We start from the raw sequence: 15,660 nt of genomic DNA on the forward strand, positions 1-15,660 counted from the left end.
GATCGACTGAATGAGGGGGGTCAATTTTGGACGCCGATCCTCCCTGCTAAGGGGTCAAAATTGCACGCCGATTCACAATCGGCATTGGCATCACTGCGATCTCAGTGCGGCGGCTGCTCGAAGTGCTCCCCTTCTCTGAATCTAGCATGTTGACGGGCTATTAGTCCAAGACCGCAGGCCGCAAAGGTCATCCAGACGGTCTGGAAGGCGAGCGAGGACCCGAGACAGTCATCCAGAGCAGAGCATGTTGGATCCCTGCCTCCTGCACTCTACCAAGCTGGTGGGCGTCTTACCGGGCTTCGGCTGGTGACCGCAGAGGCAGGGTCCGCTCAGGTCTTGGCTTCGGTGCCACGCCTATTGGACTTGAACGACAGGATGTTCCGCGGGGGCCTATGCCAAGCGCCTCCTCAACCCGAACTACCCGCCTGAAGCCGAGGTCTACGTCAAGCGCAAGCCGCAGTGCCCCGTGCTGGCGAAGCGTCGAACGGCATTCGTCTTCGACACTTCACTTATACGCCTTTTGTGAGGCTTGTTCTCATAGAAATCTCAAAGAAGCAGAATTAATACGCTAAATATCATAACTAGTCACCAAATCTTGATTGAGTCTAACTATTTGCGCGTGTCGATGTTGTATAGATACGGTTTATAATAAGCTGCTTTCGCGGTGGAGATGTATTGTGGAACAAAAGCATGAATTCAATCAGTGTGTTCAATACAGAATTGGGCAATGCAGCAGGTAGTCTTCTAATCGCAGCGCGGCATTTCGGCGAGCGAACTGCCGTACTCGAGGCCTCAGGGGGCCGCATGGTCAGCTTTGAGGGACTGTGGAGAAGGGCGCTCGCGCTTGCCTGCCGTCTTCGAAATTCCGGCGTTCGATCAGGCGACCGGGTCGCCATTCTGCTCGAGCGCGGCGTGGAGAGCGCCACATCCTATTTTGGTGTCCTTGCATGCGGCGGGGTGGCCGTTCTCCTCAGCGAGACGCTGAAAGCCCGACAGATCGACTACATCCTAAGCCATTCTGGTGCGCGTTTCGTGGTCTGTGCCGATGGTCTTCTTGACCGGTTGCCTGAGCTTCTGCCGTCTGATGCCAAAGTGATCAAGATCAACGGGTTGTCGGAGCAAATGCCCGCTGCGGACTTGGATCTCACGCCGCGCACCGGTGCCGACATGTCGCATATCATCTATACCTCGGGTTCGACTGGTATGCCCAGGGGCGTTGTGGTCAGCCACGCCAATGTGTGGGCCGGTATGCGCGCTGTGGTTGCCTATCTCCATATCAACCAGCATGATCGGATTGCCAGCCTTCTGCCGTTCGGCTTTGACTACGGTCTCAATCAATTGCTCTGCGCAATCGGTGCTGGTGCGACGCTTGTCGTAGAGCGCTCTCCGGTGCCGCAGCGCATTGTCCAGACGCTCTTTGATCACAAAATTACAGTACTGCCGGCGGTGCCGCCGCTATGGCTGCAGCTTCTTAATGTCGGGCGCTTTCGTGCAGAAAGGCTTCCGAGTCTTCGCGTCATGACCAATACCGGCGGGCGGATGCCGACGGGAGCTGTACGTTCCCTGCGTGGCTCCCAACCCGGCGCCGATCTCATTCTCATGTATGGCCTGACCGAAGCGTTTCGCAGCACCTATCTTCCCCCTGATTTGGTGGACCGCAAGCCTGGCTCGATCGGGCGCGCCATTCCCGGTGCCGAGATTCTGGTGGTGCGGGACGATCTCACTCCGTGTGCGCCGGGTGAGATTGGCCAACTTGTGCATCGGGGCCCGACCGTAACGCTTGGCTATTGGAACGATCCCGTGGCCACCTGTGCGCGATTCGGTTCCAATCCGTTGCGTCCGGCCGGCACCCCAGATGCCGAGCGTGTCGTCTTTTCTGGCGACCTTGTGCGTATGGACGAGGACGGCGACCTCTTCTTCATTGGTCGCCGCGACACATTGATCAAGTCGCTAGGTCACCGGGTCAGCCCAGATGAGATTACCGAGGTTCTCTACGGCTCGGACGAGATCGTCGAAAGTGTCATCACGACAGAACCCGACGAGATGCGGGGCGATGCCATCATCGCCCACGTGGTGCTCAAAGCGGGCGGAAGTCTTGAGCGGCTGAAGCAATATGCTGCGCGCGAAATGCCGCGCTACATGCAGCCGGTGCGCTACACAGTTCATGAGGCACTTGCCCGTACCGCAAGCGGCAAGCACGACAGCAGAGCCCTGTCTAACATAGAGGGGTGATGACGATGGTGCCTGCGTCGATCGTTTCGCTGCTCGAGCCGCTTGAGACCTTCGAAGAAATCCGCCGCAAGGCAGTGCGGCTTGGCGACCGTGTATGCGATTTGTCTTACGCCAATCCTTATCAAGGAGCTCAGGAAGGCGCCTTGATGGCGCTGCGGGATGCCCTTGCGCAGCGCCGTTTGCTCGGCCTCCAATATGCGCCTTTCGGAGGCCAGACCATCGCCCGCCGGCTCGTGGCTGATGCATTGCGGCAGAGCCACAACCTGCCTTTCCGCTACCGCGATGTTGTCCTGACGCCAGGTGCCATGTCGGCGCTGCAGATCGCTTTACTGGCGGCAGATGCTCCAGGGGGTGAAGTCATCATTCCGACTCCCTGCTGGCTCGACTACCCGGTCTACGTTCGACATATCGGCGCAGCGCCGGTGATGGTGCCGCCGAATCGCAATGCTACTCTCGATCCAGCCGCGATCGCGCTCGCCGTGACGGAACAGACCCGTGTGGTCCTGCTATCCCACCCTAGCAATCCGACTGGGGAAAACTACAGTCATGCGACGCTGGATGCTCTTACCAGCGCAATCTCTGCGCGTGCAACTGCACTCGGTGCGACCATCACCTTGATTGCAGACGAAACTCACCGCGACTTCACGGCGCCCAATAGCTATCAGAGTTTAGTGCGCTATTTCCCACGCACCGTGATCGTCTACTCGTTCGGCAAGTACCATTACATGCAGGGCCAGCGCCTGGGCTATGCCGCCGTCTCGCCCAGCCATCCCAACCGAGCCGAGATTGCACCAGAACTTGAGCGCTGGACGCGGATCACCGGCATTGCCACTCCCACCGCGTTAATGCAGCAAGCGCTACCCCGGTTGCTCGCGCTGACCTACGATCATGGCTGGCTCAACAGTTGGCGTGGGCGGCTGATGCATCGGCTGCGCGCCTCCGGTTACCGCACCGTCGAGGCGGACGCCACTCTCTTCGTTTATGTCGAGACGCCGCCAGGTTTCACCGACTGGGAGTTCACGAGACGCCTCGCAACACGCGGTGTCCTTGTCCTCCCGGCGCCAGTTTTCCATCATGCCGCCTGGTTTCGGCTGGCGCTCACAGGCTCTGAGCCGATGCTCGAGCGGGCACTCAGTGTGTTCGAAGAAGAGGCGGCCCAATGCCTGGCATGACCTTCCTTGGGGAGCCCGATCCCGTTCTGGGCTGGGACGGTCAACATGCCTATGCAACCGATGACGTTGCTGCGGGTCGAGCGTCCCCGGCGCATCTTGATGGCATCGCTTCCGCGGTCCAGTTCCTCGGCAGAGGCGGAGCGCGCATATTCCGCGACCGACTGGGCCTTGGCAAGCTGTTCTGGGGGCGCCGTGAGGACGACACTCTCATCTTTGCCGCGCGGCCAGCACATCTCGTCCATGCCGGTTACGCCTTCGACGATATCATGGCACTGCCGCGTGGGCGCATAGTGACACTCAACGAGCATGGTCGTCCCGTCTCTGACGTGAAGGCGACCTCAACGGAGGCGAAGCAAACCTTCGAGGTGAGTCTCGCCGAAATAGGAGCGCAGATTCGGCAGTTTCTGGATTCTTATCTCTGCGCCATCGCTGCCGCGTGTCCCGGCCGGCGTGTTTACCTGTGCCTGTCTGGCGGTCTCGACAGTTCGACCGTATCGACGTCCTAAGGTTCGTGCCTAGATCGGCGACATGCATGGAGGTGGCACGCCGGCTTCACGAGGTCGGCGAGGACGAGGCACTCGACCGTTTCATCCGGGCCGGCCGCTTTCGGTCTGCAATCCCTGTGTAGAAGGAGCATGGGCATGAATGCTTCTGGAATAGCAGAAAAACTTGAGCAGTTCCTTTGCGTATCCTTTGGGATCGCTGAAGACGATCCTGGCTTCAACCGCTCTGTCGATCTGTTCATGGCGGGCTACGTCGACTCGGTCGGCGTCATTGAGACGCTCGCCTACATCACGGAAGTCTTTGGCGTTGAAGTTCCTGACGAGGCGCTCCTGTCGGAGACGTTCTCCACCATCGACGGCATGGCGCAGGTTGTCGCTGGGCTGATGCCGATGGAGGCCAGTGCCAAGTGGGACGTGCAGAAATAGTAAGGGAACTGATGACGCGACATCTCAGCCGCCGGTAATGCGTGACTTCAAGCGGAACCCTATAGGCGACCGCTGTCATCCTGTTTCATCCAAATCGGCCCGAAGTCGCGGGTGCTCCCTATCGCGGTCATACTACGCTCCAGTACTCAAAATCGAGGCGAATACAACGGGCTGCCCGATTAAGGACGTGGGTGGCCGAAATCGACCGCATGTGTTCCTCGAAGACGCTGTGGGGCGGCTCCAAGATCTAGGCATGACGGCGATGTCCCGAACACGGCTATTCGTAGTTCCGCCAAGAGCGCGTTAAAGTTCATTGAGAGACACTAGTTGAGCGAGTTCATTTCGCGATTGCGTACCCTCACGCCTGACCAACTCCGCCGCCCGGAGACCGCCTGCTTGTAATCTTACGATCGGCTCAGGTCCAATATCCGACAACAGCACGGCCATGTGCCCGGGCCTAGGTCGTAAAGCGGGCCAAATGCTAAGGCCCATGCTCCGCGCTGCTTCGTGGTCCACATCTCCCCAAAACTGAATGACAACGGCTCCCGGCGGGACGCAATTGGCAATGTGATGTATTTCCGACGGACCCACTCGTGGCTCCTCCCCGGGTGTCAGTGCAATGACTATCGCATCCCACTCTTCGCGAACCAGATCGCCAGCATCCGTGAACACATCGATGCTTGCCCCGACAGCCGACAATCCATGGGCCAAAGACGCTCCAAAATCGTTGTCGCAAATAAGCGCAACACGGTTGCGATAGCCGGCGAACCCACAATCGTGCAGTTGCTTCACGCAAAGGGGACCGAGAAAGGAAAAGACGTCGACGGCGGGATGTCTTTCGTTCACGCCTACAATGGGAATGTTTCGACGACGGCAAGCGTCTACGTCGATGTCATTCGCCCTAAACTCCCATGCTTCGAACATCAAGGCTATGACCGCATAATCAGGCAGATTGTCGATGAGGTCAGCCGATAGAGGGCGGAGATGGCCGCTATTAGTAACTATGTCGACCCTGCTGAGCGCATCTTCCCGCAGGTCCTCAAGAATGGTGACCTGGTTTTCGACACCGACAAATGATGCGAGTTGCATGACGCAGGATTGAACGTCCGCGACTGAGCCATAACGACTAGGCCGAACAAATGCATTAACTTTCTCGGCGCCAGCCATCGCCGCTATCACTGCAGTTGTTGCATAAGCTCCGCTCGCCGCCTCAGTGAGGACGGTCAGGCCGGATAAATCTAGCTCGGTTGAGTCGATTGCGTGACGCATCAGCGTCCGAAGCCGAGGCAAAGAGAAGCCAGGCAAGGACGGATTTTGGATTGACGCGTCGTTCTCCAGAGGACCGTGCGCAACCTTGCCGATTACGGTGTCCCTGCCAAATCGGTTCATTGCGCCTATGTCCGGAGGGTTCGTTTCCACCCGAAGATCCTTCTGTGTTGGCGGCCAACAAAGGAGCTAGCGGACCGTTATTCCTCTCAGCGAACTCAATGATCAGTTCGTCAACGCACGTATGAGCGCAAACCTACGCGATTCGATGTGCCGCCCCTGCAACTGCAGCATGCCTTCAGGAAGGTCGTGCCGGACGAGTTCTGAGATCATCACTGTCGCACCGCTGCCAATAGAAATGCCGTTGGAGACAATGGCACCGACACCTACTACAGCGTCATTCCCGATAAGCGCACTGCCGCATATGACTGACTTAGTCATCACTCTGCATCTGTGGCCAATAATCGTGCCATGAGCGATGAAGGCAGATCCACCCACCTTAGTGTCGTCGCCTATTTCAGTAAAATCCGTCCACAGACTGCGATTGATAATTGTTCCGGCCTGAATCTCGACACGGTCGCCGACTCGCACGCCGCCCAAATGGCGTACGTTGGTAACCTGTCCGTTGAGGCGCGCCACCTGATAACCCTCAGTCCCGATTGCCACGTTGGCACCAATGATTGCCTCATTGCCAATTATTACTCGCCCGATGATGCTGGAGTTCGGACCAATCACGCTGCCCGCGCCGATTTCAATGCCCCGCTCGTCGATGTGGGCGCTGGGATGGATTCTCGCTGTGGCGGCTATCACCGTGGGCTTCAGAGGCTGCTCACGTTCTAGCCGGCGTCCAATGGCGAGGTGCAGCCGCCAGAAGGCATCCAACGGGGAGTCTGCAATAATCAAGCCGACTTGCCCGCCGACTGCCTCTGCCATCTCCGCCGTTGTCAATACAACGGCCAGCCGGTCCCCCAGATTTGTCAGGTGATCTATCATGCTCGCTTCATGCAACGGTACTAGCAAACCCGAACCGTGATGATTCAGAAAACCAATTTGAGTGAACGCTGCATCACGAAGAACGCAATATCCCGCCTCTTTTGCAAAGTCGCTGACATGAAATAGGTCAGTCTTCACAAAGCCCTCATCATGGGAACACGATGGGAACAAGGCTGACTTGGATTCAAGCATCACACTGACTCCCTCGTTCTCGTTCGTAGAAAATCAGGATTTCATTGGGCGTCTGGAACTGCAACTCCGCAAAATTGGGTAAAAGTCTCCAATTGAGCTAAACACTAGTAGTCTTATCGCGTGCGGCTCCAAGTAACAGCGCCGCAAAATTATTCGCATTCGAACCTGAATCAAACTAGAATACTCCATGCGAGCGCAAGCATATCCAAGATCGTCGTGTCTGCAAGGCGTGGCGCAGGAACGTGGGCGCATGCGGATCTGCTGCTGCGATCTTATGGCGACACTAGAGTCTTTCCGGCATTAATACCCCGAGGGCAAGATCGAAGCCTTCCCTTGGCAGTCATTCGGCCATGGCAGCTTCAGCCGTTATCCTACGAGGAGACAGGACAACCGAGCATCGCTCGTTAGAATCAGCTTGATGCTCGGGTCACAAGAATGTCAGCTTTCGGCACCATGAGGCCTGAAAGCTGCCGTCCCTTTTCGGCCCGTTTTAGCCGTCCGACAGGCCTGCACCGCATCTCGGCCATAGAGATAGCCTATCCTGAAAGCGGACAGAGCCATGAGGATCTGTAAGTCGCGGTTGCGTGGGAAACAAACCGGCTCGCGCGGAAGGCGCTGCGTGGGAACTGGCGCGAGGATAGCAGCGTTGTCGAGGCTGCAAGCGAGGAGGGGTGACGGGCGGGCATCTGCCACCCCCGAGCATAAAGGGCATCCCTCTCTGCCTGAGAGGAGCAACTGAGGACCATCGATTCTTCGCGCCCAACCGGTAATGCGCTGCGCGAGCGGATTATCGAAGACATGAACCTGCGTGTCTTCACTGAGGGGCAGATGTCAACTCCACTCCGCAACGAGATTCGCCGACTTCTTACGCCGCTCGCGTGACCGCTGATGCATGACGCGCACCGACACGAGTATTTCTGCGAGAGCCGCCCATCGTAGGTGCGGAGTCGAACCGCCGCGGTAACGACCGTGTGCCCGGTTTTGTGAGAAGGGGTGCCCTGAGGCGCGCCCCTAGCACGATCCCCGGTCTGATCGCGTCATCCGGTAATCGTTTGAGCGATGGCCGCCCTGTCGCACCGAATCCTTTCCGGATGAGGGACCACAAATCCCTCTCCGAAACGCGCATTCTGCACACTCAACAGGCAAGCCTCGTCATTGAAAATGGCCTACAATATCGCTCCACACGTTCGTGTCGAACGCTGGTAGAATTAGCGGCTCGACATGCCCATCGCGTCTCGCGGTTAAGACGTATCGCATCATGGCCTCGTTGTTTGGCATTTCAAACACTTGTACGAAGTCGTAGGCACCCACGACGGCGTAGAATGCGAGGGAACGGCCTCCTACTGCCGCTACGCGGGCCTCGCTGACCTCCCGCCGCTTCGGACTGTCGGCCAACTCCCGAAGCCCCTTCTCGGTGAGCTTCATTAGGGAGACGTACTTCTGATGGACCATGGTCGCTGTCTTTCCTGTCATGAATTTTGTAGTTCGGATAGCGCCCTGAGCACTGCGGAGGCATCGGAGAGCGCACCGAAGATGCCATTCTCGACGGTCACCATGTGCACAGCAGCTTCATGCGCGTATTGGTCCCCGCTTGCACATGCATCGGCGATCGTCAGGCACTGGAAGTTTCGGTCGCAAGCCTCACGCAGCGTCGTGTGGACGCAAACATCGGTCGTACATCCGGTAAACAGGAGGTGCGTGATGCCCCGTGCATGAAGGATATGTTCGAGGTCGGTATAGGTGAATGCGCTGTTGCACGTCTTGTCGACGATGATGTCCTCCAAACGGACGTCGATCTCGGGAACGATTTCGAACCCAGGACTCCCACGCACCAGAACATCGGTGCCATTCATCCCGGATCGCTCGCGGCGCCATTTTTCGTAGGGCGTCATGTCCGCCAAATCGGCGCGATAACCCTGCCTTGTGTGGATCACCCGGATGCCAGCAGTGCGGCAGGTTGAGATTAGCTTCGAAATGGTCGGCAATATCGCCCGCAGCGGCGACGGATCGTAGCCCTGCTTGGCGAAGTAGCCATCCTTCGAGAGGAAATCGTGCTGCATGTCGATGACGATCAGCGCCGTCGCAGCAGGATCAAGGTTTCCGTCGTATGGAAAGTCAAATGGTTTGGCTTTGATCATCTCGTCCGTCCTTTCCGAGTGGTGGTAACGCTCGACCCCGGGGCGGAAAACTCGATTTGTTTCACGCTTGATCGTTCCCTCGATTTGGCTATCACCGGAGACGGCTCGAACATTGACGTTTCTTCACTAGCTCCGCAGCCCGAGAGAACTTGCCGCGATGCGGGCGATCAAAGCCGCGCTGATCCTGCCGGAATCCTCTTCAAGGCAGGGTGCTTGGCGATCAGGCGCCCGCCAGGTAGCCAAGCGCAATCTCGCGCATCTCCTGCGCCGAAAGCGCCTCGCCATGGCCGCCATGAGCGATGGCCACGTCGAGACTGGCGATCCGGGCCATAGTCTTGCGGTAGACGACCCTGTCGCTGTGCGGCAGATCGTCGACCAGCGTGCCGCGGTAGATGGCGTCGCCCGCAAAGAACAGGCCGTTCTCGCGATCGAGTAGCCCGATGCTGCCGGGTGAATGGCCGGGGAGATGCAGCACCTCGAAGCGCCGATCGCCGAGATCGATGATTTGGCCCTCGTCCAGCGTCGCGGTGAGCGGAGCGGGGGCGATGCGCCAGTACTGCTTTTGCCAGCCGGGCCCGGGCGGGACAGTCACCGGTTCGTCGAGCGCGCGGAACATCGGCGCGAATGTGGCGCTGTCGGGCATCGACGCACAGGCGACCGCCTCGCTGGAATGGGCACGACGGTCGGCGAATTCATGGAGCCCGCCGATATGGTCCGCATGGCTGTGGGTCGCCACCGCAATCAGGGGCGCGCGCCCCGCCAGCCCGGCCACCAGCGGGGCAAGCGGACGCAGGCCCATGCCGAAATCGATCAGGAGGTTGGCATCGCGTCCTCGCAGCAGAAAGACGTTGCCCCGGAAGAACCGGTGCACATGCGGCTCATGGATCCTGAACAGTCCGCCGCCGAGATCGGCAACGACGAACCAGTCGCCGGTCGCGTCTTCGCTCATGCGTCGCCTCCTGCGAGACTGGCGACGAAGGAGGTTTCGTCGATCTCGATGACCTCATTGCCCTTGCCCGGAGAGGCAAGGGCGGCAGCGAACTCGCTCATGTTGGCAACCTTGCTGTATCGCCAGCCGAATCCTTTGGCGATCGGCTCGAAGTTCGGGGTGTGGATATCGACGCCCAGCGGAGCGACTCCGGCATCCGTCATGTATTTCTTGATCTCGCTGTATCCGGCATTGTTCCACAAAATCAGGCGGACGCAGGTTCCCGCCTCTGTTGCGCTTGCCATCTCGCCAATGGTGAACTGCAGCCCGCCATCGCCGATCAGCCCGAACACGGGTCTGTCAGGTGCGCCCAAAGCGGCGCCGATGGCTGCGGGAAGCGCATATCCCAACGTCCCAAAGCCGGTGGCGGAACAGAAGAAGCCCCCAGGCTGCGGCGCTCCGAAGGCGGTGCAGCCAGCGTAGACCGGCTGGGTCGAATCCCCGGCGACGATGGCGTCGGGGAAGGTTTCAGCCAGCATGTCGAGCATCCGCAGCCCGGCCGACAGTACGGGATTCATCGCCGCTTCGACCTCCTGCCGCGCGGCCTGCGCGGTCCGGGCGCCGACGCCGCCGGGTTCACCCGCAGGCATCGCCGCGAGCACGGCTTCGGCCGTTAGCCGCGCATCGGCCAGGAGCGGCAGGTCGGCCAGCAGTCCGCGCATCAGTTGTTCGGCGTCAAGGTCGGCCCGGGCAAGCCAGCCGGGCAGGCGTGCGGTGGCCGGCAGGGCGTCGGCGAAATCGGTGGGACCGAACTCCGTTCCGAGCGCGAGTGTCGCGTCCGCCCCCTTCAGGAATTCGATGACGGGGTCCGACTCCCCGGTCAACGGAACCGCAAGCGGGTGATCGCCCGGGAAGACGCCTCGTGCATTGACCGTCATCAGGACCGGAGCGCCGAGCCGCTCGGCCAAGGACCGAATGGCGCCTGCCGCACGCAGAGCGCCGCCGCCGGCGACGATCAGCGGGCGCCTGGCCCCGGCGAGCCGGGTGGCGATTTCCTTGACCGCATCGGCCGGGGGACCGGGCGGTGGCGGAAGCGAAAAGCGCCCGGCAGGGGGCATGGCCGAGGCGTCGGCGTTGAGCAGCGCGACCGGGATCTCGATATGGACGGGCCTTGGCCGGCCAGCCGAGAAGAGCGCGAAGGCCCGCGCGAGCACCGGCTCGATCTCGCGGACATCGAGGATCGTGTGGCTGAAGGCCGACACCCCGCGAATCAAGGCGCGCTGGTCCTTCAGTTCGTGGAGGTGGCCCCGGCCGGATCCGATCTCGCCTGGCGAATTCACCGAGGAGATGACCAGCATCGGGATCGAATCCCCGTAGGCCTGTCCCATGGCCGTCGCAATGTTCGTCATGCCCGGGCCGGTGATGATGAAGCAGACCCCCGGCTTTCCGGTCACCCGCGCGTAGCCGTCCGCCATGAAGCCCGCGCCCTGTTCGTGCCGGGGCGTAACGTGGCGGATGCTCGACTTCTCAAGGCCGCGATAGAGATCGACGGTGTGGACCCCGGGTATGCCGAAGACGAAGTCGACGCCGTTCGCCTCCAGGATCTCCACGAGATATTTTCCCAGGCTCCGCATCTCGCTTTTCTCCTCGGCGCTCGGGGTGGCGCGGCCGCGTCCGGGCATGGCCGTATATAATACAGATAAAGCGGTTTAGTAAATCGCTTTACAAAGCTCAGATGGATGATCTATGCTCGCTGTACTGGGGCTGCGGCTGAGGAGCGCCGGATGGAGAACTGCGACAATCTGCAGGGCTGTTATGGCGCGGAGGTGTTCTGATGAGGCCTCGCGCCGCTAAGCAGCGCGCTGTGACGATTCGCGACGTCGCGGCGGCCGCCCAGCTATCGGTGACGGCCGTGTCGCGGCACTTCAACAATCGAATTGCCCTGCCGGTCGAGACGGTGGCTCGCATCGAGGCTGCCGCAAGTGCTCTCGGTTACCGCCCTAATGTCGCTGCCCGCAGGCTGAGCCTCGGCAGCAGCGAATCGCTCGGTTTCGTGCTCTCGGATATCGCTCATCCGTTCTTTTCCGCCATCGCGAGCGCGGCCGAGGCGGAATGCGCGCGGCTTGGTTACAGCCTCCTGGTCTTCAGCAGCAGGAACATCATCGAAAACGAGATCGCCGCTCTGCGGCGTATCGAGAGCGCGCAGGTGGATGGCATCCTGTTCATGACCAACCATTCCAACGCTTCCGAGATCGCCGAAACGATCAACCGTGTGCGCAATGTCGTTCTGCTCGACGAGGATGCGCCGGATGCCGAAGCTCCGCGCATCTATGCGCGCAATCGCGAGGGCGGGCGGCTTGCGACCGAGCATCTGCTTGCCGCCGGCCATCGCCGGATCGCTTTTGTCGGCGGTCAAGAGGGCCTGATCTCCAGTTCAGAACGGATGGCCGGCTATCGTGAGGCGCTCGAAACCAGGGGAATTCCCGTCGACCCGGCCCTGATGTTGCTTGCCGGCTACAATTCGGAGGATGGCGAGGCGGCCTTCGCCGCCCTCGACCTGCTCGACGAGCCGCCCACGGCAATTTTTGCCGCTGCCGACATGGTCGCCCTCGGTATTCTCAGATCGGCTCGCGGGGCCGGCCTGTCGGTCCCGGAGGACCTGTCCCTCGTCGGGTTCGACGATATCCCGAATGCCGACGTGATCGGGCCGCCGCTCACGACGATCCGCCAGTCGGCCGAAGCGTTCGCGGTTCGGGGAGTCCAGATGCTGGTCAGCCTGCTGAACGGCGAACTGACCCAAGACGTTGTCGAGTATGTCGATGTCGAGCTCGTCAAGCGCAGCTCCGTCACCCAGCCGCGCCAGCGCCGTCACTGGCGCTCCGCACCGAGAGGAGCATCGCCGAAGCCGAAAACAGCGGCAAAGGCAAATCGAACTCAGAAAAGGGGGAATGACAATGAGTAACCGCTTCGCAAAGGACTCCGCAGAGATTCTGCTGCAGAAATTCCAGGCCGGCCACGTCGATCGTCGTGGCTTCCTCACGGCGCTGGCGGCATTGGGCCTTGGCGTGACGCTGCGCCCGAGCACCGGCAACGCTGCCGAGAACGAAATCGTGCTCTGCAATTGGGGCGGCGTCGCCGTCGATGCTTTCCAGGAAGCTTTCGGTGGCCCGTTCACCGCCCAGACCGGTATGAAGCTTGTCATAGACGGCGCCGGTCCGGCGTTGGGCTCCGTGCGCACCATGGTCGATAGCGGCAATGTCATCTGGGACGTCATGGACAACGGCCTGATCGACGCGCGCGTGCTGGCGACCGGCAACTATGTCGAGCCGATCGACTACAGCATCGTCGACAAGAACAAGGTTCCCAACTTTGCGCAGGAATTTGGCGTCGGCAACTATGCGTTTGCCAACGTCCTCTTCCACAACAAGAAGGCTACCGGCGCCGACACGCTGACTGACTGGAGGGATTTCTTCGACTTCGAGAAGTTCCCGGGCAAGCGCACCATGTGCAAGTGGATCCAGGGTCAGTTGGAGGTAGTCCTGCTGGCCGACGGCGTCGCTCCCGAAAATCTCTACCCGCTCGACGTCGATCGTGCCTTCGCCAAGCTGCAACCTCACCTCGACAAAATCATCTTCTGGGAAGGCGGCGCCCAGAGCCAGCAGCTCTTCCGTGACGGCGAAGTGGTCATGGGCAACATCTGGCACACCCGCGCCAAGCTGCTCGTCCAGGAAAACTCAGACTACGCCATCACGTGGAACCAGAACACCCTGCTGGTCAGCGCGTGGTCTGTGCCGAAGGGCAATCCGGCCGGCAAGAAGGTGTTCGAGTTTATCAACTCCGCACTCGACCCCGAGCCGCAGATCACCCTGCTGCGCCTGATGGGCAACGGCCCGACCAATCCGGCCGCAGAAGCGCTGATGACCGACGAGGATCGCGTCTTCAACCCGACCTCCGGGACCAACACCACCGGGCAGGTTCTCGTCGATCCCGCCTGGTACGCGGCGCACGAAGCGGAGGTGCAGAACAAGTTCCTCGACTTGATCGCTACCTGATCTCGTGAAGCCGTCCCGCACTTGCCCTGCCGGCGAGTGCGGGCGGCCCCCGCAATCGAAACTCGTCTGCGGCCTTCGCGGGAACGGACATGTCGTCACGCTTCGAACGCTTCGCCCTATATCTGACAGTGCCGGCCGGCCTGTTGGTGATCCTGCTCTATGCCCTGCCGATCCTTCAGGTGCTCGGGCTTTCCCTGACCGAAGGCCAGGGGGCAATCGCAAATTACGAGCGCCTGTTCACCAGCCGCGCCGTGGCGGGCGTGGTGCAGACAACGTTGGCCGTTTCCATCAGCACGACCGTCATCACCATGGTGATTGCCTATGTGATCGCGTTCGGGATGATCCACATGAGCGACCGGCAGCGAAAGGTGGCGCTGCTCATGGTGTCGATTCCGTTCTGGGTCTCGGTTCTGGTCCGTGCCTTCGCCTGGATCACCATCCTGCGCTCCCAGGGGGTGCTCAACAGTGGGCTGATGTCCATCGGAGCGATCACAGAGCCAATCCAGCTCGTCTACAATCGCGTCGGCGTGACGATCGGCATGGTTCACTACATGGTGCCGTTCGCGGTGCTTCTGCTCTACGCCAACCTGACCGATATCGACCGGCGCGTCGTTCAGGCGGCCCGTTCGCTCGGTGCTCGGCCGGTGAGCGTGTTCCTGCGGGTCTGGCTGCCCATGAGCCTGCCCGGAATCGCTGTGGCTTCGCTCTTCATCCTGGTGTTCTCGCTGGGCTTCCTGATCACGCCCGCGCTGCTCGGCGGCGGCCGGACCCTGATGATCGCCGAATACATTTCGGTGCAGATCTCCAACACCGGGCGGTGGGACCTCGCCACCTCTCTGTCGGCCGCGCTGCTGATTGTCGTCGGACTGCTGCTTGCGCTGGCCTTGCGCAGCCCCGCTATGCGGGCGGCATTTGGGGGGAGCTCGAAATGAGCGCCAGAACACGCAACCGGCTCCTGATGGCAGTCGTCTGGCTCTTCCTGCTGCTGTTGTTCCTGCCGGTCCTGGTGGTGATCCCCGTTTCCGTCACCGACAAGTCCTACCTGTCGCTTCCCGCCGACGGGATTTCCTTCGAGCACTACGGCTCGCTTACCGACCCGGCCAAAGGCTGGGTGCCCAGTTTCCGCAACTCCGCGTTGGCCGCCATCGCGACCGCGATCATGGCGACGGGCATCGCGGCGGCATTCGCCGTAGGCGCATGGATCAGGTCGGGATGGTGGCCCTCGGCGGTGCGGCTGCTCATGCTGTCGCCGCTGATCGTGCCGCCGATCATCTATGCAGTCGGCATGGTGCGCGTGCTGTCGAAGGTATCGATGCTCGACACGTTCTGGGGTGTCCTCGTCGTCCATGTCGTGCTCTCGCTGCCCATGGCATTCCTGGCCATCGCCGCCTCGCTCGCGAACCTCGACAACCGCATGGTGACCGCAGCGCGCAGCCTTGGCGCGCGGCCGATTACGATCTTCGGACGCGTAATCTTGCCCAACATCGCCCCGGGGCTCGCCGCAGGGGCCTTTCTGGCCTTCATCACCTCCTGGGACGAAATCACCGTTACGCTGTTCATCACTGCCCGGCACTTCGTCACGCTGCCGCGGCGGATCTACACCTCGATCACCGACTCGATCGACCCGGCCCTGGCCGCAATCGCCGCGGTTCTGCTGATCGCCACCATGGCGGTGCTGATCGCGCAGACCCTTCTTAAGGGGCGCGGAGCGCGGGCAGGGTCCGCGAAGTAGGCCTCACCCTCGTGCAACGAAAAGGA

Annotated in this window: 14 protein-coding genes; 8 read left to right on the top strand and 6 right to left on the bottom strand. The window is 60.7% G+C overall.

All coding sequences use genetic code 11. The features are described from left to right. Nucleotides 1-690: 690 nt before the first annotated feature. The 4 genes from HUI96_RS26335 (at nucleotide 691) to HUI96_RS26350 (ending at nucleotide 4,333) form a co-directional block, all read left to right on the top strand. Nucleotides 691-2,232 carry an AMP-binding protein gene (locus tag HUI96_RS26335; protein ID WP_188257681.1) on the top strand — a complete coding sequence of 514 codons (1,542 nt, stop codon included), beginning with the start codon at nucleotides 691-693 and terminating at the stop codon, nucleotides 2,230-2,232. Beyond that, a complete protein-coding gene (locus HUI96_RS26340; protein ID WP_188257682.1) occupies nucleotides 2,232-3,404 on the top strand; it encodes an aminotransferase class I/II-fold pyridoxal phosphate-dependent enzyme in 1,173 nt (390 codons plus the stop codon). Before HUI96_RS26335 ends, HUI96_RS26340 begins: the two co-directional genes overlap by 1 nt. Then, nucleotides 3,392-3,910: a hypothetical protein gene (locus HUI96_RS26345; RefSeq protein ID WP_188257683.1), complete on the top strand. Its 519-nt coding sequence runs from the start codon at nucleotides 3,392-3,394 to the stop codon at nucleotides 3,908-3,910. The genes HUI96_RS26340 and HUI96_RS26345 overlap by 13 nt, the downstream gene beginning before the upstream one ends. 129 nt (nucleotides 3,911-4,039) lie before the next feature. Continuing rightward, nucleotides 4,040-4,333, top strand: a complete 294-nt coding sequence (locus HUI96_RS26350) for a phosphopantetheine-binding protein (protein ID WP_188257684.1) — start codon at nucleotides 4,040-4,042, stop codon at nucleotides 4,331-4,333. 303 nt (nucleotides 4,334-4,636) lie between these two features. Here the strand turns inward: HUI96_RS26350 and HUI96_RS26355 are convergent, their stop codons facing one another. From HUI96_RS26355 to HUI96_RS26380, 6 genes are all read right to left on the bottom strand, one after another. Next, entirely contained in the window at nucleotides 4,637-5,602 is a 966-nt protein-coding gene (locus HUI96_RS26355; protein ID WP_188257685.1) for a hypothetical protein, read from the bottom strand. Between the two features lie 222 nt (nucleotides 5,603-5,824). Then, nucleotides 5,825-6,784, bottom strand: a complete 960-nt coding sequence (locus HUI96_RS26360; RefSeq protein WP_188257686.1) for a DapH/DapD/GlmU-related protein — start codon at nucleotides 6,782-6,784, stop codon at nucleotides 5,825-5,827. A 1,152-nt stretch (nucleotides 6,785-7,936) separates the two neighbouring features. Continuing rightward, nucleotides 7,937-8,236: a GYD domain-containing protein gene (locus HUI96_RS26365; RefSeq protein ID WP_237684391.1), complete on the bottom strand. Its 300-nt coding sequence runs from the start codon at nucleotides 8,234-8,236 to the stop codon at nucleotides 7,937-7,939. A 17-nt stretch (nucleotides 8,237-8,253) separates the two neighbouring features. Next, entirely contained in the window at nucleotides 8,254-8,922 is a 669-nt protein-coding gene (locus HUI96_RS26370) for a cysteine hydrolase family protein (RefSeq protein ID WP_188257688.1), read from the bottom strand. Nucleotides 8,923-9,142: 220 nt separating this feature from the next. Then, the gene (locus HUI96_RS26375; RefSeq protein WP_188257689.1) at nucleotides 9,143-9,871 is read right to left on the bottom strand and encodes an MBL fold metallo-hydrolase; all 729 of its coding nucleotides are present in this window, start codon (nucleotides 9,869-9,871) and stop codon (nucleotides 9,143-9,145) included. After that, complete coding sequence (locus HUI96_RS26380) at nucleotides 9,868-11,484, bottom strand: 5-guanidino-2-oxopentanoate decarboxylase (protein ID WP_188257690.1); 1,617 nt, start codon at nucleotides 11,482-11,484, stop codon at nucleotides 9,868-9,870. The genes HUI96_RS26375 and HUI96_RS26380 overlap by 4 nt, the downstream gene beginning before the upstream one ends. Nucleotides 11,485-11,684: 200 nt before the next feature. Here HUI96_RS26380 and HUI96_RS26385 point away from each other — a divergent pair, with 200 nt between their 5' ends. From HUI96_RS26385 to HUI96_RS26400, 4 genes are all read left to right on the top strand, one after another. Next, nucleotides 11,685-12,812, top strand: a complete 1,128-nt coding sequence (locus HUI96_RS26385; protein ID WP_188257691.1) for a LacI family DNA-binding transcriptional regulator — start codon at nucleotides 11,685-11,687, stop codon at nucleotides 12,810-12,812. Next, nucleotides 12,805-13,902 (top strand): ABC transporter substrate-binding protein, encoded by a 1,098-nt coding sequence (locus HUI96_RS26390; RefSeq protein ID WP_237684392.1) that lies wholly within the window; start codon nucleotides 12,805-12,807, stop codon nucleotides 13,900-13,902. The genes HUI96_RS26385 and HUI96_RS26390 overlap by 8 nt, the downstream gene beginning before the upstream one ends. A gap of 89 nt (nucleotides 13,903-13,991) precedes the next feature. Further along, nucleotides 13,992-14,834, top strand: coding sequence for an ABC transporter permease (locus tag HUI96_RS26395; RefSeq protein ID WP_188257693.1), 843 nt, complete (start codon nucleotides 13,992-13,994; stop codon nucleotides 14,832-14,834). Beyond that, nucleotides 14,831-15,634, top strand: coding sequence for an ABC transporter permease (locus tag HUI96_RS26400; RefSeq protein ID WP_188257694.1), 804 nt, complete (start codon nucleotides 14,831-14,833; stop codon nucleotides 15,632-15,634). Before HUI96_RS26395 ends, HUI96_RS26400 begins: the two co-directional genes overlap by 4 nt. Nucleotides 15,635-15,660: the final 26 nt, after the last annotated feature.

This window comes from Pseudaminobacter soli (ex Zhang et al. 2022) (genome assembly GCF_014595955.1).
Classification (GTDB): Bacteria; Pseudomonadota; Alphaproteobacteria; order Rhizobiales; family Rhizobiaceae; genus Kumtagia; species Kumtagia pseudosoli.

Coding starts and splice junctions, on each gene's coding strand:
- HUI96_RS26360 (WP_188257686.1), bottom strand. CDS start 6,784: ATGCTTGAATCCAAGTCAGCCTTGTTCCCATCGTGTTCCCATGATGAG.
- HUI96_RS26395 (WP_188257693.1), top strand. CDS start 13,992: ATGTCGTCACGCTTCGAACGCTTCGCCCTATATCTGACAGTGCCGGCC.
- HUI96_RS26355 (WP_188257685.1), bottom strand. CDS start 5,602: ATGCGTCACGCAATCGACTCAACCGAGCTAGATTTATCCGGCCTGACC.
- HUI96_RS26365 (WP_237684391.1), bottom strand. CDS start 8,236: ATGGTCCATCAGAAGTACGTCTCCCTAATGAAGCTCACCGAGAAGGGG.
- HUI96_RS26375 (WP_188257689.1), bottom strand. CDS start 9,871: ATGAGCGAAGACGCGACCGGCGACTGGTTCGTCGTTGCCGATCTCGGC.
- HUI96_RS26345 (WP_188257683.1), top strand. CDS start 3,392: ATGCCTGGCATGACCTTCCTTGGGGAGCCCGATCCCGTTCTGGGCTGG.
- HUI96_RS26335 (WP_188257681.1), top strand. CDS start 691: ATGAATTCAATCAGTGTGTTCAATACAGAATTGGGCAATGCAGCAGGT.
- HUI96_RS26385 (WP_188257691.1), top strand. CDS start 11,685: ATGAGGCCTCGCGCCGCTAAGCAGCGCGCTGTGACGATTCGCGACGTC.
- HUI96_RS26370 (WP_188257688.1), bottom strand. CDS start 8,922: ATGATCAAAGCCAAACCATTTGACTTTCCATACGACGGAAACCTTGAT.
- HUI96_RS26340 (WP_188257682.1), top strand. CDS start 2,232: ATGACGATGGTGCCTGCGTCGATCGTTTCGCTGCTCGAGCCGCTTGAG.
- HUI96_RS26380 (WP_188257690.1), bottom strand. CDS start 11,484: ATGCGGAGCCTGGGAAAATATCTCGTGGAGATCCTGGAGGCGAACGGC.
- HUI96_RS26390 (WP_237684392.1), top strand. CDS start 12,805: ATGAGTAACCGCTTCGCAAAGGACTCCGCAGAGATTCTGCTGCAGAAA.
- HUI96_RS26350 (WP_188257684.1), top strand. CDS start 4,040: ATGGGCATGAATGCTTCTGGAATAGCAGAAAAACTTGAGCAGTTCCTT.
- HUI96_RS26400 (WP_188257694.1), top strand. CDS start 14,831: ATGAGCGCCAGAACACGCAACCGGCTCCTGATGGCAGTCGTCTGGCTC.